A 20,688-nucleotide genomic window follows, 5' to 3' on the forward strand; every position below is an offset into this window, starting at 1 on the left:
CGACGCTGGCGGTCAGCCACCGGCCGGCGGTTCAACAGGAAGCCTCATCCGACGCGACCCAATCGCGCTACAGAAGCGATGGTGCACCAATGAGCGAGATCGTCTTCGACAGGGTGAGCCACGACTTCGGCGCCGAGCGAGTCGTCGACGACGTGTCGATCGTGCTGCACGAGCGGCGCGTCGGCATCGTCGGCGCCAACGGCTCGGGCAAGTCGACGCTCGCCCGCATGATCAACGGCCTCGTGACGCCGGTGTCGGGCCGGGTCGTGGTCGACGGCCTCGACGTGGCCCGGCAGGGTCGCGAGGTGCGACGACGCGTCGGATTCGTCTTCACAGATGCCGACAACCAGATCGTGATGCCCACGGTGCGCGAAGACGTCGCATTCACCCTGCGTCGCCACAAGCTCGAGAAGGCGGATGCCGCGGCCCGCGTCGACGCCGCCCTCGACCGCGTGGGCCTCACCGACCTCGCCGACCGGCCGGCGCACCGCCTCTCCGGCGGGCAGAAACAGCTGCTCGCCATCGCGTCGGTGCTCGTGGCGGAGCCGGCGATCGTCGTCGCGGACGAGCCCACCACCCTGCTCGACGCACGCAACGCACGGCGGATCGCCAAGCACTTCGAGGCGCTCGACCAGCAGCTCATCGTGGTCAGCCACCAGCTCGAGCTGCTCGAGTCGTTCGATCGCGTCATCGTCATGGAGGCCGGACGCATCGTCGCCGACGACGTGCCGGGCCCCGCGCTCTACGCCTATCGGACGCTGATCGGATGAGCGTGCGACCATGATCGGCATCTTCCATCCCGGCACCTCGCTCGTGCACCGTGCACCGGCGCTCGTGAAGCTCGCCGTGCTCGCCGCACTCGTCACGGCGGTGGCGCTCATCGGCTCGCTCGTGTGGCTCGGCGCGGCATCCGTGCTCGTGATCGTGCTGTTCACCGTCGCGAGGGTGCCGTTCACGCTCGCCGGGCGGCAGGTCGTGCCGATCCTCTGGGTGCTCGCGTTCGCGGTGCCCGTGCAGGTGATCTTCGGCGGCTGGGAGGCGGCCGCGGTGATGGCGGTGCGGCTCGTGCTCGCGGTCGCGATCGCCGCGCTCTACACGCTCACGACGCCGGTGACGGCGACGCTCGACGCGATGCAGGCGCTGCTGCGACCGTTCCGGCGGTGGGTCGACGCCGACCGGGTCGGCCTCGCGCTCGCGCTCACGATCCGTTGCGTGCCGCTGATCGCGGATCTCGTGCGCGAGGTACTCGAGGCGCGGAAGGCGCGCGGCGCCGAGGGGTCGCTCCTCGCCCTCGCGGTGCCCGTGATCGTGCGGGCGCTGCGCACCGCGGAGCACCTCGGCGAGGCGCTCACGGCGCGGGGCTTCGACGACTGATGGGGTGATCCCGCCCGCCGCGGCCAGCCGAACGGTCGATGTCGCTCCGCGCCAGCAGACTGGTCGTCGGCCGACCGAGGAGACCAGTACGAATGATGGGTGTCACGCACGCCACGAGCGGTGCCGCAGCGTGGATCGCGATCACGGGCGCCATGCCGATCCTGAGCCTCGGGGCGTACCCGCTCGACCCGGTCGGCGTCCTCGCAGGCGCTGCGGTGTGCGCCGGGGCGGCGCTCCTGCCCGACGCGGACCACCACAGCGCGACCATCGCCCAGGCGGTGCCGATCCTCGGCCGCATGACCGCCGCCACGGTCGAGACCCTTTCGGGCGGGCACCGGCACGGCGCGCACTCCCCGATCGGCGCCGCGATCGTCGTGGCCGGCGCGTGGGCGCTGACGCTGCTCACCCTCCCGACCGAGGAGCTGGGCACGATCGCAATCGGCGCGGGCGTCGGCGCGGCGGCGCTCACGTGCTTCGGCCTGAAGGCGCGCGACTTCGTCCGCACATGGGCGGCAGCGTGGGTGCTCGGGGCGCTGCTCGGGGCCTTCATCGTGGTGTTCGCCCCCGAGCAGGTCGCGTGGTTCCCGCTCGCCGTCATGGTGGGATTCGTCGCGCACCTCGCGGGCGACTTCCTCACGACGGGCGGGCTCCCCGGCCTGTTCTGGCCGTGGGTGCCCAGGCCGCCCGAGCCGTTCCGGCTGGTGCCCGTGCTGAACCGGCTGTGGCAGCCGAACGGCTACGTCGCCCTCCCGCTGCTCGGCGACACCGGCTCCTTCCGTGAGGCCATGTTCGGCGTCGTGCTCGGCCTGTACTGTCTCGCCGGCTTCGCCAACGAAGGCCTGCGAATGGTCGGGGTGGACCTGTTCGCTGCAGTGTGACCGTCAGGCGGCAGTGTGACCGTCAGAATGAGCCTGTGAACACCTCGCCGATGAGCGCTTTCGCGGTCGGCATCGAGCCGGCCGCATCCGCCGACGACGCCGAGCTCGTCACCGGACTCGCCGAGCTGGTCAACGGCGTGTACCAGCTGGCCGAGGCCGGGCTCTGGGTCGACGGAGCGCGCCGCACGAGCCCCGCCTACATCGCCGACCTGATCCGCCGTGGCGAGATCGCGACGGCACGGGCGGGCGATCGGGTGGTCGGTGCCATCCAGGTCCAGCGCCTCGATGACGACACGGCGATGTTCGGGATGCTCGCCGCGGACCCGGCACACCGGGGGCTCGGCATCGGCCGCGCCCTCGTCGGGTTCGCCGAGCGGTGGGCCGTCGACCGAGGGGGCCTGGCCATGGAGCTGGAGCTTCTCGTCCCCACCACTTGGAGCCATCCGTCGAAGGAGTTCCTCCGCGACTGGTACACGCGCATCGGGTATCGCGAGGTTCGCAGGGGCGGCCTCCAGGAGGCCTACCCCGAGCTGGCGCCGCTGCTCGCCACGACCTGCGTCCTCGTGGTCTACCGCAAGGACCTCGCCGGGGGAGCCGCGGGCGGTACCGCGCGCGGTTGAACCGGGCGGCACCGGTTCGCGCAGGCGCTGCGCAGTCCGCGCACCTGTGTGCTCATCCGTTTGTCTCGCCGCTCGAAGCCGTGCGCACGACGTATCGTGAGGTCGGATTCCCGGAACTCGATGAGGGGTGGACACGATGGCGTGGAGCACGGACCTGGCCGAACGGGGGCGCCTCGAGGAGGCCGCCCGTGCGTTCCATGTGCAGCAGGTCGCCCGCTGCGCTGACCTCGGCATCGACGCGAGCGGGTATCCGTTGAGCCATCTCGCGATCCGGGTTCCGACCTGGCGCGATTACGTCGTCGCCCGCGACGGCATCGAGGGGTTCGCAACGTCGAACCTCGAGAACGTATGGAACGGGCGACCGATCTCCAAGATCGTTCTCGCCGAACCGATCGAGGTCGCGGACGGCATCTCGATCCCCCTCATCGAACTCATCCCGCCCTTCCACCAGCGCGTGTACCGCATGGGGCTCGAGCACCTCGGTTTCGTCGTGGGCGATGGCCACCGCGACTTCATCGATGAGCACCGCGACGTGCTCACGGGCCAGCAGTTCCAGAGCCCGGTCTGCATGCCCGTCTACCGGCTCTTCGACGATTACACGCACGTCAAGTTCTACGGGACCTCGCTCGGCGATGTCTGCGTGCTCGAGGGCGCGCGCTTCGAGGGGTTCCAGCACGCGGACTGGCATCCGGCCGACGAGGACGCCGGTCCGTACGAGATCGGCTGCTAGGAGGAGCGCTTCGTGCGCCCGGTGTTCCAGGGACGGACGGTGCTCATCACGGGCGCCGCGGGCGGCCTCGGCGGGGAGATCGCCATGCGCTTCGCGATGGCCGGCGCGCGCGTCGTGTTGCATCACCGCTCGCCCGGAGACGGCATCGCGGCCCTCGCCGAGCGCATCGCGTCGGAGGCCGGTGTCGCTCCCGACACGGTGCGGTGCGACCTCACCGACGAGCGCGACCTCGAGCGGATGTTCGCGGACTCGCCGACGCGTGTACCCACCGGCCGCACGGTCCGGCCCCGTGAGATCGCCGACGCGTGCGTGTTCCTCTGCTCGCCCAGGCGGCGGGGATCACCGGCCACGAGCTCGTGGTCGACGGCGGCATCACGGCGGTCTCAGACTACTGAGGCCCGCGGCATTCGACCCGAAAACCTTGACTGCTCGCCCGGCGTGGGCGGTCCATGACAGGATCGCCGTGTGGCCGACCGACTGATGCTCCTCGACACCGCCTCGCTCTACTTCCGCGCGTTCTACGGCGTGCCCGACTCGCTGAGGCGGCCCGACGGCACGCCCGTGAACGCCGTGCGCGGGCTGCTCGACATCATCGCGCGGCTCGTCACCGACTTCGAGCCGACGCATCTCGTGGCCTGCTGGGACGACGACTGGCGCCCGCACTGGCGCGTCGAGCTCATCCCGAGCTACAAGGCGCATCGCGTCGCCGAGGTGGTGCCGGCGGGGCCCGACATCGAGGAGACGCCCGACCCGCTCGAGGTGCAGATCCCGATGATCCGGCAACTGCTCGCGGCGCTCGACATCACGGTCATCGGCGCCCCGCGGCATGAGGCCGACGACGTCATCGGCAGCCTCGCCACGCAGGCCGAGCTCCCGGTCGACGTGGTCACCGGCGATCGCGACCTGTTCCAGCTCGTCGACGACGCACGCGACGTGCGCGTCGTCTACACGGCGCGCGGCATGAGCAAGCTCGAGGTCGTCACGGATGTCACGGTCGTCGGCAAGTACGGCGTGCTGCCGAGCCAGTACGCCGACTTCGCGGTGCTGCGCGGCGATGCGTCCGACGGGCTGCCCGGCGTGGCCGGCATCGGCGAGAAGACCGCGGCGAGCCTGCTGCAGCAGTTCGGGGACCTCGACTCGCTCATCGCCGCGGCGGCCGATCCCGCTTCGCCCGTCTCGAACACGATGCGAGCCCGCATCACGGGCGCCGCGGCCTATCTCGAGGTCGCGCCGACCGTCGTCGAGGTCGTGCGCGACCTGCAGCTCGGCGCGTTCGATGCCGCGATCCGCCCACTGGGCGTGGCGCGCGTCGCGGAAGTCGAGGCGCTGGCGACCGAGTGGAACCTCGGCGGTTCGGCGCAGCGCGCGCTGCTGGCGCTCGGCAACACGGTCGACCCGGCCTGAGCCCGAGCTGCGCCGGAGTTCGGCGAATCGTCCCCGGCAGCCCCAAAGCCGTATATAATATACAGCACAGACGTATATAAGGAGGTCGAGATGCCCGTCACATCCGTGAACATCGACAGCGAGCTCCTCGAGGAGGCGAAGCGCGCATTCCACGTGCGAACCAACCGTGAGGCGATCAACCTCGCGCTGGAAGACGCTGTCCGGCGCCAGCGCCAGCTTGACGCCATTCGCACGCTCAGCCGGATTCCCGTCGTGACCGACCCGCAACGGGTCGAGCATGAGTAGCGCCCTGCTCGAAACACCCCACGCGGTCGCGACTTCCTCGGAGACGCGATACCTCATCGACAACTCCGTCTGGGCACGCCTCGCAACCGATCAGACGGTGCAAGCAGCTTTCGAGGCGATCGTGATCGCCAACCGGCCGTCGTCGATCCTCATCTGCCCTCCAGTCGTCGCCGAGTACAGTTTCTCTGCCCGCAACGGTGTCGAGCACGATGCCATGATGGAGTCCCTTTCCGCATTCACTGAATGTGATGAAGCACCGAACTCGGCCCAGGTCCTCCTCGTCCAGAACTCCCTCTGGAATGCCGGTCTCGTGCGCACTGCCGGCGCCATGGACACGATCATCGCGACCTATGCAATCCAGAACGAGGCGATCATCGTCCACTATGACCGGGACTATGAGCTCATTGCCCGCGCTGTCTCGCAGCTGCAGCACCAATGGATCGTGCCTCGCGGGTCCCTCTGACAGAGCCCAGAACCCCGACGCCGGTTCCTACGTAGCGGGAGCAGCGCCGACTGCACCGCGCAGTCGAGCGCGAACGGCGTTCATCTCCGCCACGAACGCGTCCTCAGCCGCATGAGGGAACGGGACGCCGTGCGTCCCGGCGAAGATGTACGGAGCCTGCTCCGCCTCGGGCTTCCCCGAGTTGCGCTCGTTCTCGAACACCTCGAACCACTTGTCGTAATGGCCGATGAGGTCCATCGCGTGCTCCTGGAGGTGTTCGGGCAAGAGGTGGTACCTGGTGAGCAACGTCTGCCTGATGATGCCATTGCTCTCGGCGATGACCCTGACCTCGAGGACGGGGTTCGGTTCCCGCCAGCGCCTGAATGCCTGCTTGGTGCGGGCCAGGTTCCCGCAGACCGGACCGAGGACTTCGTAGAGCAACGCCCTGTCCGCTTCGCGGATCTCTGCGATCTTGCGGAACTCGTCGCCCACCGTGGCTTGAATCCTCGTCTCGACGTTCTTCTCCCATCGGAGGGTCAGCAGTCTGATGAACGTGACGATGACCGCGCCGCTGAGCAACGACCCGATGAACGTGTTGAGGATCGCGGTGGCATCCATCTCTCCAACCCCCTTGGTTGGCATCGACGATCCTCGTGGCACGGTGCAGTGTCAATGGCGCCGACGACGACGAAAACCCCGAACCTGGCGAGAGGTTCGGGGCTTCGGTGCACCCCCAGGGACTTGAACCCTGAACCCACTGATTAAGAGTCAGTTGCTCTGCCGATTGAGCTAGAGGTGCGTGATTCCGGATGTCTCTGACAACCCGAACCGAGGGACCACGTTATCAGGAGAACCACCCCTTCCGCCAATCGAGCGGATGACGCGGCGCGGCGCCCGCGGGACCGAGCCGCGGACCCGCCCGATAGCCTGAACGGGTGACCGCCGACTACGCCGAAGACCTCGATCTCGCCCTCGAACTCGCCGATCTCGCCGACACCGTCTCCCTCGGACGCTTCCGCGCCGTCGACCTCGATGTTCGGACGAAACCCGATCGCACCCCGGTCACCGAGGCCGACCTCGCCGTTGAGCGCCTTATCCGCGACCGGCTCGCAGAGGCCCGCCCGGGCGACGGCATCCTCGGCGAGGAGTTCGGCACCGAGGGCGACTCGACCCGCCAGTGGATCATCGACCCGATCGACGGCACCGCGAACTTCCTCCGCGGCGTGCCCGTGTGGGGCACTCTCATCGCGCTCGCCGTCGACGGGGTCCCCGTCGTCGGCGTCGCGTCCGCCCCGGCGATGGGGCGGCGCTGGTGGGCCGCGCGCGGCATGGGCGCGTGGACGACCGCGTCGGCAGGCGAGCTCGGTGCGAGCTACGCGGCGGATGCGGCATCCGCTCGATTCCCCGGCGCTCGACGCATGCGCGTCTCAGGCGTCGAGCGACTCGCGGATGCCTCGCTCAGCTTCCAGAGCCTCGCCCAGTGGCGCCAGGCCGGGTATCTCGACCGGCTGCTCACGCTTTCGGAGCAGGTGTGGCGCGACCGCGCCTACGGCGACCTCTGGTCGTACGCCCTCCTCGCCGAGGGCCTCATCGACATCACCGGCGAGTTCGACGTGAAGCCGTACGACCTCGCCGCGCTCGTGCCGATCGTCGAGGAGGCAGGCGGCCGGTTCACGTCGATCACGGGCGAACCCGGGCCGTGGCACGGGAGCTCGCTCGCGACGAACGGGCGGCTGCATGACGCCGTGCTCGTCGTACTCGCCGACGACGCCGCAGAGGCCTGACGCATGGAGCTGTGCATCTTCACCGAGCCCCAGGAGGGCGCGAGCTACGACGACCAGCTCTCGCAGGCGAGCGCGACCGAGCGGCTCGGCTTCGACGGCTGGTTCCGCTCCGACCACTTCCTCGCGATGGATGCCGTCGACCCCCTGCCAGGCCCCACGGATGCGTGGACCACCCTCGCGGGCCTCGCACGCGACACCCGGCGCATCCGGCTCGGCACCCTGGTGTCGTCGGCGACGTTCCGGCATCCGTCGATCCTCGCGATCCAGGTGGCACAGGTCGACGCGATGTCCGGCGGACGCGTCGAACTGGGCCTCGGCACCGGATGGTTCGCCGAGGAGCACGAGGCCCTCGGCATCCCGTTCCCGCCGAAGCGGTTCGACCTGCTCGAGGAGCAGCTCGAGATCGTGACCGGGCTGTGGTCGACCCCGGTGGGCGAGCACTACGACTTCACCGGCGAGCACTACACGCTCGAGCATGCCCCGGCGCTTCCGAAGCCTGTGCAACAGCAGGTGCCGGTCATCATCGGCGGCGCCGGCCCACGACGCACCCCGGCGTTGGCAGCGCGGTTCGCGACCGAGTTCAACATCGGGTTCCGCTCCGAGGATGTCGTGGCCGAGACGTTCGACGGCGTGCGTCGCGCGTGCGAGCGGATCGGGCGCGACCTCGCGAGCCTGCGCAGGTCGGTGGCGCTGCCCACGGTGGTCGCGACGAACGACGCCGACTACCTGCGCAGGCTCGCGGCGATCGGCGCGAACGCCGACACGTTCGCCGAGGTCAACATCGCCGGCACGCCGGAGGCGGCGGTCGAGAAGCTGCTGCGCCTGCGCGAGCTCGGCGCCGACCGGGTGTACCTGCAGCTCGTCGACCTGCGCGACCTCGATCACCTCGAGCTCATCGCCGCCGAGGTGCTGCCGCACGTGCGGTGAATCCGGGCGGCACCTCTCTGGGCACGACGTGGTCCGGCGAGTCACCATGGGGAGACCATCCCATCGCGCGTGGTTGCGAGCCGCCGATAGGCTGGCGCCGCCGCATTCCGCTCGCGGCATCCGACGTCTCACCCCGCAACGCACCCATCGCATCAACGCGCCCGGAAGGCCTGCCATGTCCACTCGTCGCCCGTTCGTCCGCCTGCTCGCCGTGGGTGCCGCCCTCGTCGTGGCGCTCCCCCTCACGGGTTGCAGCGCCATCCGCGACCTGCTGCCTGTGCCCGCCCCGCAGCCCGAGCGTGACGAGACCACCCAGGAGATCGTCGAGGAGGGCCAGGCCGACGTCTTCGCCCTACGTGTGGGCGATTGCATGAACACCGTAGAGGAGGACCTCGTCACCGAGGTGCCCGTGGTGCCGTGCAGCGAGCCGCACGACGACGAGGTGTACTTCGACTTCCAGCTCGACGACGGCGAGTACCCCGGCGACGATGCCGTGCTCGAGCAGGCCGACGCCAGCTGCCTCGAGCAGTTCGAGCCGTTCGTCGGCCTCGCCTACGAGACGTCGACGCTCGACTTCTACGCCTACCGCCCGTCGGAGGAGAGCTGGGCCCAGGGCGACCGCGTGGTCTCGTGCGTGGTGTGGGACCCAGCCGGCCAGGTGACCGGCTCGCTCGCCGGCGCGGCCTACTGAGCGGATGCCGCGACGGCGCGGCGCCGTTTCAGGGTCGCAGCTCGGGCAGTCCGCCGCCGCGCCGTGGACCCGCCCATAGGTCGATGCCGGCATCGACGGCGTACCGGTCGATCTCGGCGAGCTCATCATCGCTGAACTCGAGGCGATCGAGCGCGGCGACATTCTCCTCCAGCTGGGACACGCGGCTCGCGCCGATGACGAGACTCGTCACCCGCTCGTCACGCAGCGCCCACGCGAGCGCGAGCTGCGCGAGCGTCTGCCCACGCCGTTCGGCGATCGCGGCGAGCCCGCGGATCCGCCCGAGCGTCGCGTCGGCGAGCATGCCGCGATCGAGCGACCCGTCGGTGGCGGCGCGCGAGTCCGTCGGGATCCCCTCGAGGTACTTGCCGGTCAGCATGCCCTGCGCGAGCGGGGTGAATCCGATGACGCCGAACCCGAGTTCGCCGGCGGCGTCGAGCAGTCCCTCGGTCTCGATCCAGCGGTTCAGCATCGAGTACGACGGTTGGTGGATGAGCAGCGGCGTGCCGAGCCGAGCGAGCATGCCGGCGATCTCACGGCTCGCCTCGGCGCTGTACGACGAGATGCCGACGTAGCGCGCTCGACCCGAGTGCACGGCGTGGTGGAGCGCGCCGGCAGTCTCATCGAGCGGGGTGTCGGGGTCGGGACGGTGCGAGTAGAAGATGTCGACGTGGTCGAGTCCGAGCCGCTCCAGCGAGCGGTCGAGCGATGCGAGCAGGTACTTGCGACTGCCGCCGACACCATACGGCCCCGGCCACATGTCCCAGCCCGCCTTCGTGGAGATCACGAGCTCGTCGCGGTACGGCGCGAGGTCGGTGGCGAGGAGGCGCCCGAAGTTCGACTCGGCGGCCCCATAGGGCGGCCCGTAGTTGTTCGCGAGGTCGAAGTGCGTGATGCCGAGGTCGAAGGCGCGACGCACCATGCCGCGCTGACCGCCGAGTGGTCGGTCGTCGCCGAAGTTCTGCCAGAGCCCCAGTGAAAGCAATGGGAGTTTCAGCCCCGACCGTCCGGAACGGCGGTAGATCATGCGGTCGTAGCGGTCGGATTCGGCGAGGTAGGTCACTCCGACATCCTGCGCCGCGCTCGCGCGCGCGTGCAACACTCGTCTGGCTCATCGAGCACGCGCCCGAACTCGACCGATTTGGGGAGTCATTGCCGCGCACCTCACCGCCTGCGGCTCCACGCGACCCCGGCAAGGCACAGCACACCACCGATCATGCCGAGGATCGTCGGCAGTTCGCCGAGGATCAGCCACGACATGAGCACGACGATGGCAGGCACTGCGAGCGTCGCCGATGCCGTCGCGCCCGCCGTGCTGCGCTGGAGCACGTTCGCCCACAGGATGAAGGCGATCGCCGACGGGAAGACGCCGAGGTAGACCATCGCAAGCGTCGCAGGCACCGGCGCGACCGCGACCTCCGTGACGAGCTGCGGCAGGAACGGCGTGAGCGCGATCGCCCCGACGGCGCAACCGACCCAGGTCGCCCCGAGCGCATCCGTCGTCTTCAGCGCCACCTTCTGCACGAGCACGCCGCTCGCGTAGAGTGACGCGGCCAGCAGGCCGAGCGCGATGCCGACGGGATCACCGTGCGGGCCGACGCCGCCCGCGGCGATGAGCACGACGCCCGCGAACGCGACGCCGATGCCGATCATGAGCGACCTCGGGAACCCCTCCTTCAGCACGACCCCCGCGACGAGGGCGACGAGCAGCGGGGCGATGTTCACGAGCATCGCCGTCGTGCCGGCGTCGAGGTGACGCTCGGCGATGTTGAGCACGAGCGTGTAGCCCGCGAACCAGAGCAACCCGTATCCGACGACGAGCACGAGTCCGCGACCTCGCGGGAACGGCGGCCGCCGCACGAGGGCGATCGCCGCGAGCGCGAGGGCGCCCACGAGCTGGCGTCCGAGCGCGAGCGCGCCCGGTGAGAGCGAATCGCCGATGCCGCGGATCGCGATGAACGCCGACGCCCACAGCACGAGCACGATCGCGGTCGCCGCGAGCGCGCGCCAATCGAGCGCGCGAGGCGTCTGGATCTGCAGTCGAACGGGCGGGTCGGCGATGTCGGAGGAGGTGCGCATGTGTCCAGCCTCGACGCACTATGGAATTCAGCACAAGCGAACGATGCTTCCGTACTCTTCAGTTTCACTGTACGATCGCGACGTGGTCGATCCCCAGCGTCTCCGCGTCTTCCGAGCCGTCGTGCAGACCGGCTCGATCAATCGCGCCGCCGCACGCCTGGGCTACACGCCGTCGGCCGTGAGCCAGCACGTCGCGGCACTTCAGCGCGAGACCGGCCTCGTGCTCGTCGAGCGTCACGGCCGAGGCATCCAGCCGACCGCCGCCGGCGTCACGGTCGCCGACCATGCGACACGGGTGCTCGACCAGCTCGCCGACTTCGAGAGCCTCGCCGACGATCTGCGCGAGGGGCGCAGCGGTACGCTCCGCATCGGATGCTTCATGTCGGCCAATCGCGCATGGATGCCGGGGGTCGTCGCGCACCTCGCCGTCGAGTTCCCCGACCTGCGCATCGAGCTGAGCCTCGTCGAGCTCCGCGGGCAGCACTCCGCCGACTCCGACCTCGAGGTCTACATCGCCGAGGCGGTCCGCGCCGACCGCGATCCCGCCGCGGCCGACGGAGCTGCCGATGGCTACGACCTCGAGCCGCTCCGCACCGAGGGGTACGTCGCCGTCGTGCCCGACGGGCACCCGCTCGCCGCAGGCGACTCGGTCGCGATCGCCGACCTCGCCGCCCAGCCGTGGATCGACAACGACCACGCCCGCGGACCGTGCCGCGAGATCGTGCTCACGGCGTGCACCGCACAGGGCTTCTCGCCACGGTTCCGCATCGCAGCGCCCGACTATGCGACGGCGTTCGACTACGTCGCGCAGGGCATCGGCATCACGGTCGTGCCGCGCCTCGGCGCCTACCTGCTACCGAGCGGGGTGACCGCGCTCCCCGTCGCCGATGACGAGGTGCGACGCCGCATCATGCTGCGCGTGAAGCGGTCGATGCGCACACACCCCGCCGCGCAGCGCACTGCCGAACTGCTGCGCGCGGCGGCACGGGGCTGAACTCCACGACGAAGGCAGCCCCGATCGGGGCGGCCTTCGCGTCCATGTCGTGCGACAACGGCCGATGGTGGAGTTGGGGAACGTCAGCCAGACTCGTCTCGGCTTCTCAGGGGCTGATCGAGACGGAGGGTGCACGATGGCCAAGCTGATCTACTCGGGGTTCACGTCGCTCGATGGATATGTCGAGGATGAAACCGGCAACTTCGATTGGGCGGAGCTGGACGAGGAGGTCTACGCGTTCATCAACAACCGCGAGAGACAGATCGGCACCTATCTCCTCGGGCGGAGGATGTACGAGACGATGGCCGTCTGGGAGACGCCGGATGTGATTCCCAATGGGACCGCAGCCATGCTGGGGTACGCGCAGATCTGGCAGGCGGCTGAAAAGATCGTGTACTCGACGACGCTGCATACGGTCGCTGCCGCCAAGACGCGGCTCGAGCGGAAGTTCGAGGCGGACGTTGTGCGGGAACTCAAGTCAGGAGCGACCCGCGATGTTGCGGTGGGCGGGGCGGCGCTCGCAGCGCACGCCATTCGAGCTCGCCTGGTCGACGAATACAACCTCCTCATCGCGCCGATCATCGCGGGCGGCGGCAAACCCTATCTGCCAGGCAAGGTCGCCCTCGAGCTCGAACTTCTCGATGAGCACAGGTTCGACAACGGTATGGTCCACCTTCGCTACCGAGCGAAGAGCTGATGAGAGTGACACCCGTCGAGGATGCCCTGAACACCCGGGCCATGTCCGCACGTGTGGGGAAGAGCGGAAATGGGGCCGAGACGGGCTCGTGACCACTCCCCGTGAACGGAGAAAACCCCCGGGTGTGACCGGGGGTCTTCGCCGTGTGCGACAACGGCCGATGGTGGAGATGGGGGGAATTGAACCCCCGTCCATCGCTGTGATTCCACGCCTTCTCCGGGCGCAGCCTGTGCAAGCGTTCTGCTCGGCCCCGACCTTTGCCACAGGCACCTAAGTCGACAGGCCCAGCCTGAAAGAGTCCCGCACGTCGCTCAGGCGACGACGCGCAGCAAGTCCCCTAGATGACGCCAGCAACCGGGGCGGGAACGAACCCGGACTGACGGACTATCGCACTCGCTTAGGCAGCGAGGGCGAAGTCAGACTGCTTCTTATTGGCAGTTATTGTTTCGCAGAGATCGTTTACGAGATAACCCTGCATCCTCGGCCCGCTTCTCGTGGGTTCGCAGGCGATGTCGAAACCGATCATCCCCATGTCGCACCGCGCCGGTCGTTGCCGGTTCGGCGAGCCGTTGTCGCACGCTGTGGAGTTTCCAACCCGCGTCGTCCGAAGATTCCGCGGCCTTTCAGCTTACAACAGCGACCATGGCGCTGTCATTCCTTCGAGCGGTTGCTGCGGCATCCGCTCGGTGATTCCGGATGACGCGGCGTACGCCGTTCCCTCGGCAATCGTTCATCAGCCTGTAACCTACGCTCGATCCGTTGCACGTAGCGTCCCGACATGGGAATTCCCGAAGTCAGCGCCCGCATCGCGCCGCGGCGCGCACACGACGGCGCCCGAAGCCGCCCCCGCGCGGGAGCCGCATGATCGGGCGGGTCGATCCGTTCATCGGCACCGAGGCCACCGACCTGCCACCCCCCACCGGCATCGCCGCCACGTGGTGGTGGCCGAAGCCGCAGGTGGGCAACACGCATCCGGGCGCGACGTACCCGCTCGGGATGGTGTCCGCGTGCGCCTACTCGGGGGCCTACCCCACCGGCTACGGACGGTACGACCTCGGCACCGAGGGCGTTCCGACGACGATCCACGACGAGGCCGTGGCATCCGGGTTCACGCACTTCCAGCAGTCGGGCACGGGCGCCATCCGCAAGTACTACAACTACTTCCGGGTGACCCCGATGCTCGAACCGCTCGACGAGCTCGGCCGCAACTGGGGCCTCGTCGACGAGGCCGCCGAACCGGGGTACTACGCTGCGACGCTCGACTCCGGCATCCGCGCGGAGCTCACCGTGGGTCCGAAGAGCGCGGTGCACCGGTACACGTTCCCCCGGCATCGCAACGCCCGCATCGTCATCGACTTCTCGCTCGGCGGGCTCGCGATCCCGCACGGCGAGACCATCCCCCTGAGGGCGCACCTCGAGTCGATCGGGCCGGGCATCGCGCAGGGCGAGATCGTGGTCGAGGGCGCACCGCTCGCCGTCTACATCGAGTGCGACGTCAAGTCGTGGCGCCAGATGCTCTGGTACGACCGCCGGCTGATGCCCGGCGGCACGAGGCTCGCGTTCGATCACATCCGCCCCACCACCCTTCGGCCGTTCGGCCTCATGTGGGCGGGGCCGAGCGAACCCGGACAGCACATCGAGGTGCGCATCGGGTTCTCGCTCCGCGGCGTCGAGCAGGCGCGCGAGAACCTGCGGCAGGACTGCGGCATCGGGCCCGCCCGGTTCCCGCAGCGCCGGGACCGCACCACGAAGGCGTGGCGCAAGCAGCTGAAGGCGATCACCGTCGACGCGGCATCCGCAGACCGCCAGACGGTGTTCTCGACGGCGCTCTACCACTCGCTCATCAAGCCGTGCCTCGCCCCGCAGGAGAGCCCGTTCTGGCCCTCCGACGGTCCGTTCGTGTTCGACCTCAGCACGATGTGGGACATCTACCGCACGCAGCTCCCGCTCATCACCACACTCCTGCCCGAGCGGGCGGTGGAGCTCGGCACGGCGCTCCTCACGATCTGCGAGGAGGAGGGCAACTTCCCGATCGGATACCGGATGGCGCGGGGCAGCGACCGATTCTCACGGCAGGGCAGCGCGCTCGCGCAGACGTTCCTCGCCGACCTCTGCCAGCTCGGCCTGCCCGGCATCGACTGGGAGTGGGCGCTCGTGCACATGCACACCGACCTGCGCCGCACCTACGGCGAGGACTTCCTGCTGCGGGGCGTGGCGCACCCGATCAGCCACACGCTCGACCTCGCCTACGGCTACTGGTGCACCGCCAAGGTCGCGGCGCGCGTCGGCGACCGGGCGCTCGTCGAGGAGTTCACGACGCTCGCCGCCCGGTGGGTGAACGCGTTCGACGACGGCACCGGCCTGCTGCAGGACTCCACGTTCTACGAGGGCAGCCGCCACAACTACTCGTTCCGCCTGCTACACGACATGCGCAACCGCATCGGCCTCGCCGGTGGCGATGACGCGTTCGTGCGCATGCTCGACGCCTTCTTCGGCTACGGCGCCGAGCCCGTGCGCCAGCCCGGTGTGCGCCCGGGGCTCGAGGAGCTCGCGAACGGCTACGCGCTCGGACGGTTCGAGGGCCTCAACAACGAGCCCGACATGGAGGCCCCGTGGGCCTACCAGTACGCCGGACGACCCGACCGCACCGCCGAGGTCGTGCACGCCGCCGTGCACCAGCAGTTCGGCACCGGACGCGGCGGCCTGCCCGGCAACGACGATTCGGGCGGGCTCAGCTCCTGGTACGTCTGGGCCTCGCTCGGCCTGTTCCCCGTCGCCGGGCAGAACCTCTTCCTCGTGAATGCGCCGTCGTTCGCCGAGTCCGAGATCCGCCTGGGAGAGGGCGAACTCCGCATCGAGACCACGGGATTCGCAGAGCCCCGCGCCGACGGCCCCGCCCAGTACGTGCAGTCGGTCGCGTTGAACGGCGATCGGCTGGATCGCACGTGGCTTCGCGGCGACGAGGTGCACCGCGGCGGCCGATTACTCGTGGAGCTCGGCCCCGAGCCGAGCGAGTGGGGGCGGACTGCCCGCCCACCGTCGGCCTCCTCCGACTGAACCCGACCGCACACCGCACGACGCACGCCCCCATCGAACGAAGGACGCGCCATGAACGCCAAGCCCCGCAACCGCCTCGTCATCGTCAATCGCGCCGACCCCGTGATCTGCGGGCACTCGGTCGAGGGCCGCAACCTCGCGGAGGCCGCCCTCGAACGCGGTTTCGACGAGGTGCGCATCGTCACGTGGCGGATCGAACGCCTCCAGGCCACCGGCCTCCCGCTGAAGCCGCTCGATCGCATGCTGCCATACAGCCCGGGCATCATCGTCGAGCGACCCGAGCCGGTCGGCGACTACAAGGTGCCCGACGGCCGCTACCTCGCGGGTATCACCGGCCGACTGGTAGAGCTGTTCACCGACGGCGTGCCCACCGTGTGCCTCTCGCTCTACCTGAGCCCCCACACGGTCGCCGTCACCGATGCCGTGCGCGCCGCGTGGAGCACGGGCCTGCCGGTGAAGGTCACCACGATCGCCGAGGCCGTAGGGTCGGATGTCACGAACGTCGTGCGCTCGTGCGTCGACGAGGGGCGCTTCGGCGCGGCGGCGCACATCCTCTCGAGCTACCTCGCGCAGGACCACTGCGTCGCCGTGTCGGAGTACACCCGCGACCTCATCGTCGCGTCGGCGGCCGAGGTCGACGCGTTCCACGGCACCCGCTTCGCGGAGCAGTGCCGCGAGCGCATCCGCATCTCGTACCCGGCGATCGACACATCGCAGTACCTCGACCTCGACCCCGCCCTCGTCGACGGCGTGCTCGCCGCCCGCGGCCTGGAGCGCGACGGCTACGTGCTGTTCCTCTCGCGCCTCACGAAGGCGAAGGGCGTCGACGACCTCATCGCCGGCTTCGAGCGCACGCCCGCGAACCAGCGCCTGCACCTCGTGATCGCAGGGCGCGGGCCCGAGGCCGAGGCGCTGCGGGAGCTCGCCGCCGCGTCGCCGCTCGCCGACCGCATCGTGTTCCTCGATGACGTCGACGACGCAGAGAAGCCCTACCTGATGGCCGGATGCGCCGCCTACGTGCTGCCCAGCAAGCCACGGCCCGAGTTCGTCGAGACCTTCGGCATCGCCCTCGCCGAGCAGATGCTCGCGGGCGGCGGTGCGGTGATCACCACGGACACGGGCGGCATCGGCGAGGCCGTGGGCGAGCACGCGATCATCGTGCCGGTCGACGACCCCGACGCCATCGCGGCCGCGATCGACGCGGCGCTCGCGCTCGCGCCCGAGGAGCGCGCCGCCCGTGCCGAGCGCGCTCGCGCCTACGCTCTGCAGTTCGACCGCGGCGTGGTGTTCGAGCGGCTCTTCGACGGGGCGGGAGTGATGCCGGCGCGCACCCCGGCGTGACCTTCGCCCCTGCTCGCGGGCGGCAGGAAGCCGCAGTCTGAGGACATGACTTCTCGGGGTGGGGCTCCCGATCGCGGTGGAATGCGCGGTGCCGCGATCACGCGGTGGGCGTCGACTCGTCACGTCTACGTGGACAACCTCAAGGTCATCCTGATCGCCCTCGTGATCGTCGGCCACGCCATCATCGGATACACGGAGTTCGACGCCTGGTCGTACGCCGATGTTCGAGAGGTGACGCTTGCGCCGGTGACGGCGATCGTCCTGTTCGTGCTGGGAGCGCCGTTCGGACTGCTGGTGATCCCGCTGCTGTTCCTCGTCGCCGGACTGCTGACCCCGCCGTCGGTGGAGCGCAAGGGCACTGGTCGCTTCGTCGGTGACCGCCTGCTGCGCCTGGGTGTGCCGTTCATCGTGTTCGCGCTGCTCATCTGGCCGCTCCTGGAGTACGCGCTGTTCCTCTGACTGGGGAATGCCCCCGATCTCTGGACCTACCTTCGCGCCGAGCCAACGCTGGACACGGGCGTGCTCTGGTTCGTCGGTGCACTGCTCGTCTTCTCCCTCGCCTACGGAGGCTGGGTCGGGCTGCGGCGGGGTCGCGCTGGGCGGCGCCCGCCCGGCGAGGTCCACGTCGGCCAGCTGCTGGGGCTCGCCGGCGCGGTGGCCGTTGCCACGTTCCTCCTTCGCCTGGTGGTCCCGTTCGAAGGCGACAACTGGTTCGTCGATGTGAACCTGTGGCAGTGGCCCGCGTGCGCGGCACTGTTCGGCTTGGGCGTCGTCGCCTCCCGGAAGGACTGGCTCACGGCCGTTCCCGACCGGCTTCGCAGGCAGGCCCGTGCGGTGACACTGACGGCGGTCGGTGCGGCGGCCCTCCTCGCACTGGTAGTGGCCGGCTTGGGCGTCGACCCGAACAGCTCTGGGGCGGATGGCACTGGCCCGCGTTCGCGTTCGCAGCCGGCGAGAGCACGCTCTCCGTGTTCGGACCGGTGTGGCTGCTCGGGGTGGCGCAGCGGCGTCTCGATCGACCGCTCCGCTGGGCCGGCCCCGCCGTCAGGCGAAGCGCCTACGGCGCGTTCCTCCTGCAGGGTCCCGTCCTGATCGGGCTCGCCCTCGCCCTTCGTCCGGTGCCGTTCCCGGCCGAGGTCAAGTCGCTCCTCGTGGCCGTCGGTGGTGTCGCAGGCTCGTTCGCCCTCGCCTGCTCCTCATCGAGCGGGTGCCCGGGGTGGCGCGCATCCTGTGATGCACCGCCCGCCCCTGCCGCGCCCTCTCGACCGCACGTATGCTGAGGGCGACCGCGCGCCGGCGCGGCCGCCGGCGCGTCACGGCACCGGCATCCGCGCCAGATAGGGGCACCTCATGCCGACCACGATCGCCGTCACCGGCCGCGCCGACGAGCGCATCGCGCCCGAGCTCGCAGCGGTCACGCTCTCGGTGGGCGGCTCGGGTGCCGGGCGCGACGACGTGTACGCACGCACGAGCGCGGCGCACGAGCGCCTGCTCGCCGAGGTGCGCGCGCTCGAGGCATCCGGTGCCCTCGACACCTGGTCGGCGGGCCAGCTCCGCGTCTGGTCCTACCGCCCGTGGAACACCGAGGGCAAGCAACTGCCCGTCGTGCACCAGGCGAGCGCCGACGTCGAGGTGGTGTTCAGCGACCTCGCTCGGCTCGGCGAATGGATCGGCGACGCCGCGACCGGCGATGAGCTCACCGTCGGCGGCATCGACTGGCGGCTGACGGATGCCACGCGCCGACGCGTGCAGGAGACGGCGCAGCGCGCGGCCGTCGCCGACGCCGTCGCGAAGGCGGAGGTATACGCCTCCGCGCTCGGCCTCGGCGTGCCGACGCCCGTCGAGCTCGCGGACCACGGGATGCTCAGCGCGCAGCCGCTCCCTGTCGCGCCCAAGGCGATGATGATGCGGGCGGCGGCCGACATGGGCGGCGGCGCGCCCGCGACGGAGTTCGCGCCTGCGGAGCTCGTGATTGAGGCATCCGTCGATGCCCGCTTCACGGCCGAGCCCGCCTGACGCAGGCAACGTCGACCGGGCGGGCGATCAGGCGTCGGGATCGATAAGCAGCCGCTCGAGCGCAGCGAGGTCGTGCAGTCCGAGGCCGGACGCGAGCAGGTAGTCGCGCGTCGAGCCGTGCGCGCGCTCGACCGTGTCGAGCGCGCCCTCGATGGCCTCGCGCGGGCTGCCGCCCATGAGGATCCGGAGCTCGGGGGTGTCGGGGATGCCGTAGCGGCCGATGAGCCTCACCATCTCCTCGAGCCACTCGCCTGCGAGGTTCGCCTCGGTGCGCGCGTAGTCCTCGATGACGGCCTCGCGGTCGACGCCGGCCGCCAGCAGGGCGAGGGCGACCACGATGCCCGTGCGATCCTTGCCGGCGGTGCAGTGGACCACCACCGAGCGCTCCCCCGCGCTCGCGATCTCGCGCAGGGCGCTCACGACCACCGACGCGTGCTGGGTGACGATGCGCTCGTAGAGCGCGTCGAGCGAGATGCCACCCGAGCCCTGCGAGGCGCCCGATCCCTCGAAGACGGGCAACCGCAGCACCTCGACGTCGAGCCCCTCGAGGTCGTCGGGCATGAGCCGGGCCTCGTTCTCGTCGCGCAGGTCGATGACGATGCCGACCCCGAGTGCGCGCAGTTCCGCACGGCCGGCCTCGCCGATGCGGTGGAGGCCGTCGGAGCGGTAGAGCACCCCGTCGCGCACCGTGCCGTTCCGGGCCGGCATTCCGCCGACGTCGCGGAAGTTGTAGGTCCCGGGGACCGGGATGCGGGTGGAGGTCTCCATCGCGATGAGCCTACCCCGCGGTTCCGACGTGGCGGCTGGGAGGCGGCCCCGAACGCTGGGGCCCTCGAGCGGCCCCCGCGGCATCCGCTTAGTCACCGAGGTTGCGCCGGCTGGCCATCGCGCGGTCGGCCTCGCGCTTGTCCTGCCGCTCGCGCAGGGCCTGGCGCTTGTCGTACTCGCGCTTGCCCTTCGCGACCGCGATCTCCACCTTCGCCCGCCCGTCGGCGAAGTAGATCTGCAGGGGGACGATCGTGTAGCCGCCCTCCTGCGTCTTGTGGCTGATCTTCACGATCTCGTGCTTGTGCAGCAGGAGCTTGCGCTTGCGCCTCGGCGCGTGGTTGTTCCACGTGCCCTCGGTGTACTGGGGGATGTGCACCGCGTCGAGCCACATCTCACCGCCGTCGATGAACGCGTAGCCGTCGACGAGCGAGGCGCGACCCTCGCGCAGCGACTTCACCTCGGTGCCCGTGAGCACGATGCCCGCCTCGTAGGTGTCCTCGATCAGGTAGTCGTGGCGCGCCTTGCGGTTGGTCGCGACGACCTTCTGACCGCGTTCCCTGGGCACGGCTGGCTCCTTCGAATC

General features: G+C 70.0%; 23 protein-coding genes, 1 tRNA gene and 1 other RNA gene. 18 read left to right on the forward strand and 7 right to left on the reverse strand.

The features are described 5' to 3' along the window. The first annotated feature begins 89 nt into the window (after positions 1-89). From ASG80_RS06810 to ASG80_RS06850, 9 genes are all read left to right on the forward strand, one after another. On the forward strand, positions 90-770 hold the full coding sequence (locus tag ASG80_RS06810; protein WP_056729429.1) for an energy-coupling factor ABC transporter ATP-binding protein: 681 nt from the start codon (positions 90-92) through the stop codon (positions 768-770). 10 nt (positions 771-780) lie between these two features. Continuing rightward, entirely contained in the window at positions 781-1,374 is a 594-nt protein-coding gene (locus ASG80_RS06815) for an energy-coupling factor transporter transmembrane protein EcfT (protein WP_056729430.1), read from the forward strand. Positions 1,375-1,466: 92 nt separating this feature from the next. After that, entirely contained in the window at positions 1,467-2,252 is a 786-nt protein-coding gene (locus tag ASG80_RS06820) for a metal-dependent hydrolase (protein ID WP_056729431.1), read from the forward strand. A gap of 35 nt (positions 2,253-2,287) precedes the next feature. Then, positions 2,288-2,872 carry a GNAT family N-acetyltransferase gene (locus tag ASG80_RS06825; protein ID WP_235508217.1) on the forward strand — a complete coding sequence of 195 codons (585 nt, stop codon included), beginning with the start codon at positions 2,288-2,290 and terminating at the stop codon, positions 2,870-2,872. Positions 2,873-3,008: 136 nt separating this feature from the next. Then, positions 3,009-3,602, forward strand: coding sequence for a VOC family protein (locus ASG80_RS06830; RefSeq protein ID WP_156401699.1), 594 nt, complete (start codon positions 3,009-3,011; stop codon positions 3,600-3,602). Positions 3,603-3,614: 12 nt separating this feature from the next. Beyond that, positions 3,615-4,055 carry an SDR family oxidoreductase gene (locus ASG80_RS23885; RefSeq protein WP_082589855.1) on the forward strand — a complete coding sequence of 147 codons (441 nt, stop codon included), beginning with the start codon at positions 3,615-3,617 and terminating at the stop codon, positions 4,053-4,055. Positions 4,056-4,067: 12 nt separating this feature from the next. Beyond that, positions 4,068-5,006 (forward strand): 5'-3' exonuclease, encoded by a 939-nt coding sequence (locus ASG80_RS06840; RefSeq protein WP_235508218.1) that lies wholly within the window; start codon positions 4,068-4,070, stop codon positions 5,004-5,006. A gap of 90 nt (positions 5,007-5,096) precedes the next feature. Then, positions 5,097-5,291 (forward strand): type II toxin-antitoxin system VapB family antitoxin, encoded by a 195-nt coding sequence (locus ASG80_RS06845; protein ID WP_056729434.1) that lies wholly within the window; start codon positions 5,097-5,099, stop codon positions 5,289-5,291. Next, positions 5,284-5,754, forward strand: coding sequence for a PIN domain-containing protein (locus tag ASG80_RS06850; RefSeq protein WP_056729435.1), 471 nt, complete (start codon positions 5,284-5,286; stop codon positions 5,752-5,754). The genes ASG80_RS06845 and ASG80_RS06850 overlap by 8 nt, the downstream gene beginning before the upstream one ends. Positions 5,755-5,781: 27 nt before the next feature. On the opposite strand, the gene ASG80_RS06855 is transcribed toward ASG80_RS06850, so the two are convergent. Both ASG80_RS06855 and ASG80_RS06860 read right to left on the reverse strand, forming a co-directional pair. Beyond that, complete coding sequence (locus ASG80_RS06855; RefSeq protein WP_156401700.1) at positions 5,782-6,375, reverse strand: hypothetical protein; 594 nt, start codon at positions 6,373-6,375, stop codon at positions 5,782-5,784. 84 nt (positions 6,376-6,459) lie between these two features. Then, positions 6,460-6,532, reverse strand: a tRNA-Lys gene (locus tag ASG80_RS06860). Between the two features lie 136 nt (positions 6,533-6,668). On the opposite strand from ASG80_RS06860, the gene ASG80_RS06865 reads away from it, so the two are divergent. The 3 genes from ASG80_RS06865 (at position 6,669) to ASG80_RS06875 (ending at position 9,135) form a co-directional block, all read left to right on the forward strand. Then, a complete protein-coding gene (locus tag ASG80_RS06865; RefSeq protein WP_056729437.1) occupies positions 6,669-7,517 on the forward strand; it encodes an inositol monophosphatase family protein in 849 nt (282 codons plus the stop codon). A 3-nt stretch (positions 7,518-7,520) separates the two neighbouring features. Further along, the gene (locus ASG80_RS06870; protein WP_056729438.1) at positions 7,521-8,444 is read left to right on the forward strand and encodes an LLM class F420-dependent oxidoreductase; all 924 of its coding nucleotides are present in this window, start codon (positions 7,521-7,523) and stop codon (positions 8,442-8,444) included. A gap of 175 nt (positions 8,445-8,619) precedes the next feature. Further along, on the forward strand, positions 8,620-9,135 hold the full coding sequence (locus ASG80_RS06875; protein ID WP_056729439.1) for a septum formation family protein: 516 nt from the start codon (positions 8,620-8,622) through the stop codon (positions 9,133-9,135). 28 nt (positions 9,136-9,163) lie between these two features. On the opposite strand, the gene mgrA is transcribed toward ASG80_RS06875, so the two are convergent. Together mgrA and ASG80_RS06885 are read right to left on the reverse strand one after the other, a co-directional pair. Continuing rightward, the gene (mgrA, locus tag ASG80_RS06880; protein WP_369816231.1) at positions 9,164-10,180 is read right to left on the reverse strand and encodes an L-glyceraldehyde 3-phosphate reductase; all 1,017 of its coding nucleotides are present in this window, start codon (positions 10,178-10,180) and stop codon (positions 9,164-9,166) included. Positions 10,181-10,317: 137 nt separating this feature from the next. Further along, complete coding sequence (locus ASG80_RS06885; RefSeq protein WP_082589859.1) at positions 10,318-11,232, reverse strand: DMT family transporter; 915 nt, start codon at positions 11,230-11,232, stop codon at positions 10,318-10,320. 82 nt (positions 11,233-11,314) lie between these two features. Here ASG80_RS06885 and ASG80_RS06890 point away from each other — a divergent pair, with 82 nt between their 5' ends. Both ASG80_RS06890 and ASG80_RS06895 read left to right on the forward strand, forming a co-directional pair. Continuing rightward, the gene (locus ASG80_RS06890) at positions 11,315-12,226 is read left to right on the forward strand and encodes a LysR family transcriptional regulator (RefSeq protein ID WP_056729440.1); all 912 of its coding nucleotides are present in this window, start codon (positions 11,315-11,317) and stop codon (positions 12,224-12,226) included. A 136-nt stretch (positions 12,227-12,362) separates the two neighbouring features. Next, a complete protein-coding gene (locus ASG80_RS06895; protein ID WP_056729441.1) occupies positions 12,363-12,923 on the forward strand; it encodes a dihydrofolate reductase family protein in 561 nt (186 codons plus the stop codon). Positions 12,924-13,084: 161 nt separating this feature from the next. Here ASG80_RS06895 and ssrA read toward each other — a convergent pair. Continuing rightward, positions 13,085-13,453, reverse strand: a transfer-messenger RNA (tmRNA) gene (gene ssrA, locus ASG80_RS22835). 331 nt (positions 13,454-13,784) lie between these two features. Between ssrA and ASG80_RS06900 the strand changes: the two genes are divergently transcribed. From ASG80_RS06900 to ASG80_RS06920, 4 genes are all read left to right on the forward strand, one after another. Further along, on the forward strand, positions 13,785-15,980 hold the full coding sequence (locus ASG80_RS06900; RefSeq protein ID WP_056729442.1) for a glycoside hydrolase domain-containing protein: 2,196 nt from the start codon (positions 13,785-13,787) through the stop codon (positions 15,978-15,980). A gap of 51 nt (positions 15,981-16,031) precedes the next feature. Next, on the forward strand, positions 16,032-17,321 hold the full coding sequence (locus ASG80_RS06905; RefSeq protein ID WP_056729443.1) for a glycosyltransferase: 1,290 nt from the start codon (positions 16,032-16,034) through the stop codon (positions 17,319-17,321). A 45-nt stretch (positions 17,322-17,366) separates the two neighbouring features. Next, a complete protein-coding gene (locus tag ASG80_RS06910) occupies positions 17,367-17,780 on the forward strand; it encodes an acyltransferase family protein (protein ID WP_082589861.1) in 414 nt (137 codons plus the stop codon). 891 nt (positions 17,781-18,671) lie between these two features. After that, positions 18,672-19,337 carry an SIMPL domain-containing protein gene (locus ASG80_RS06920; protein ID WP_056729446.1) on the forward strand — a complete coding sequence of 222 codons (666 nt, stop codon included), beginning with the start codon at positions 18,672-18,674 and terminating at the stop codon, positions 19,335-19,337. Positions 19,338-19,364: 27 nt separating this feature from the next. Here ASG80_RS06920 and ASG80_RS06925 read toward each other — a convergent pair whose 3' ends face one another. After that, complete coding sequence (locus tag ASG80_RS06925; RefSeq protein ID WP_056729447.1) at positions 19,365-20,105, reverse strand: tyrosine-protein phosphatase; 741 nt, start codon at positions 20,103-20,105, stop codon at positions 19,365-19,367. An 88-nt stretch (positions 20,106-20,193) separates the two neighbouring features. Then, the gene (gene smpB / locus ASG80_RS06930; protein ID WP_056729518.1) at positions 20,194-20,670 is read right to left on the reverse strand and encodes an SsrA-binding protein SmpB; all 477 of its coding nucleotides are present in this window, start codon (positions 20,668-20,670) and stop codon (positions 20,194-20,196) included. Positions 20,671-20,688: the final 18 nt, after the last annotated feature.

Source organism: Agromyces sp. Soil535, from assembly GCF_001428255.1.
Classification (GTDB): Bacteria; Actinomycetota; Actinomycetes; order Actinomycetales; family Microbacteriaceae; genus Agromyces.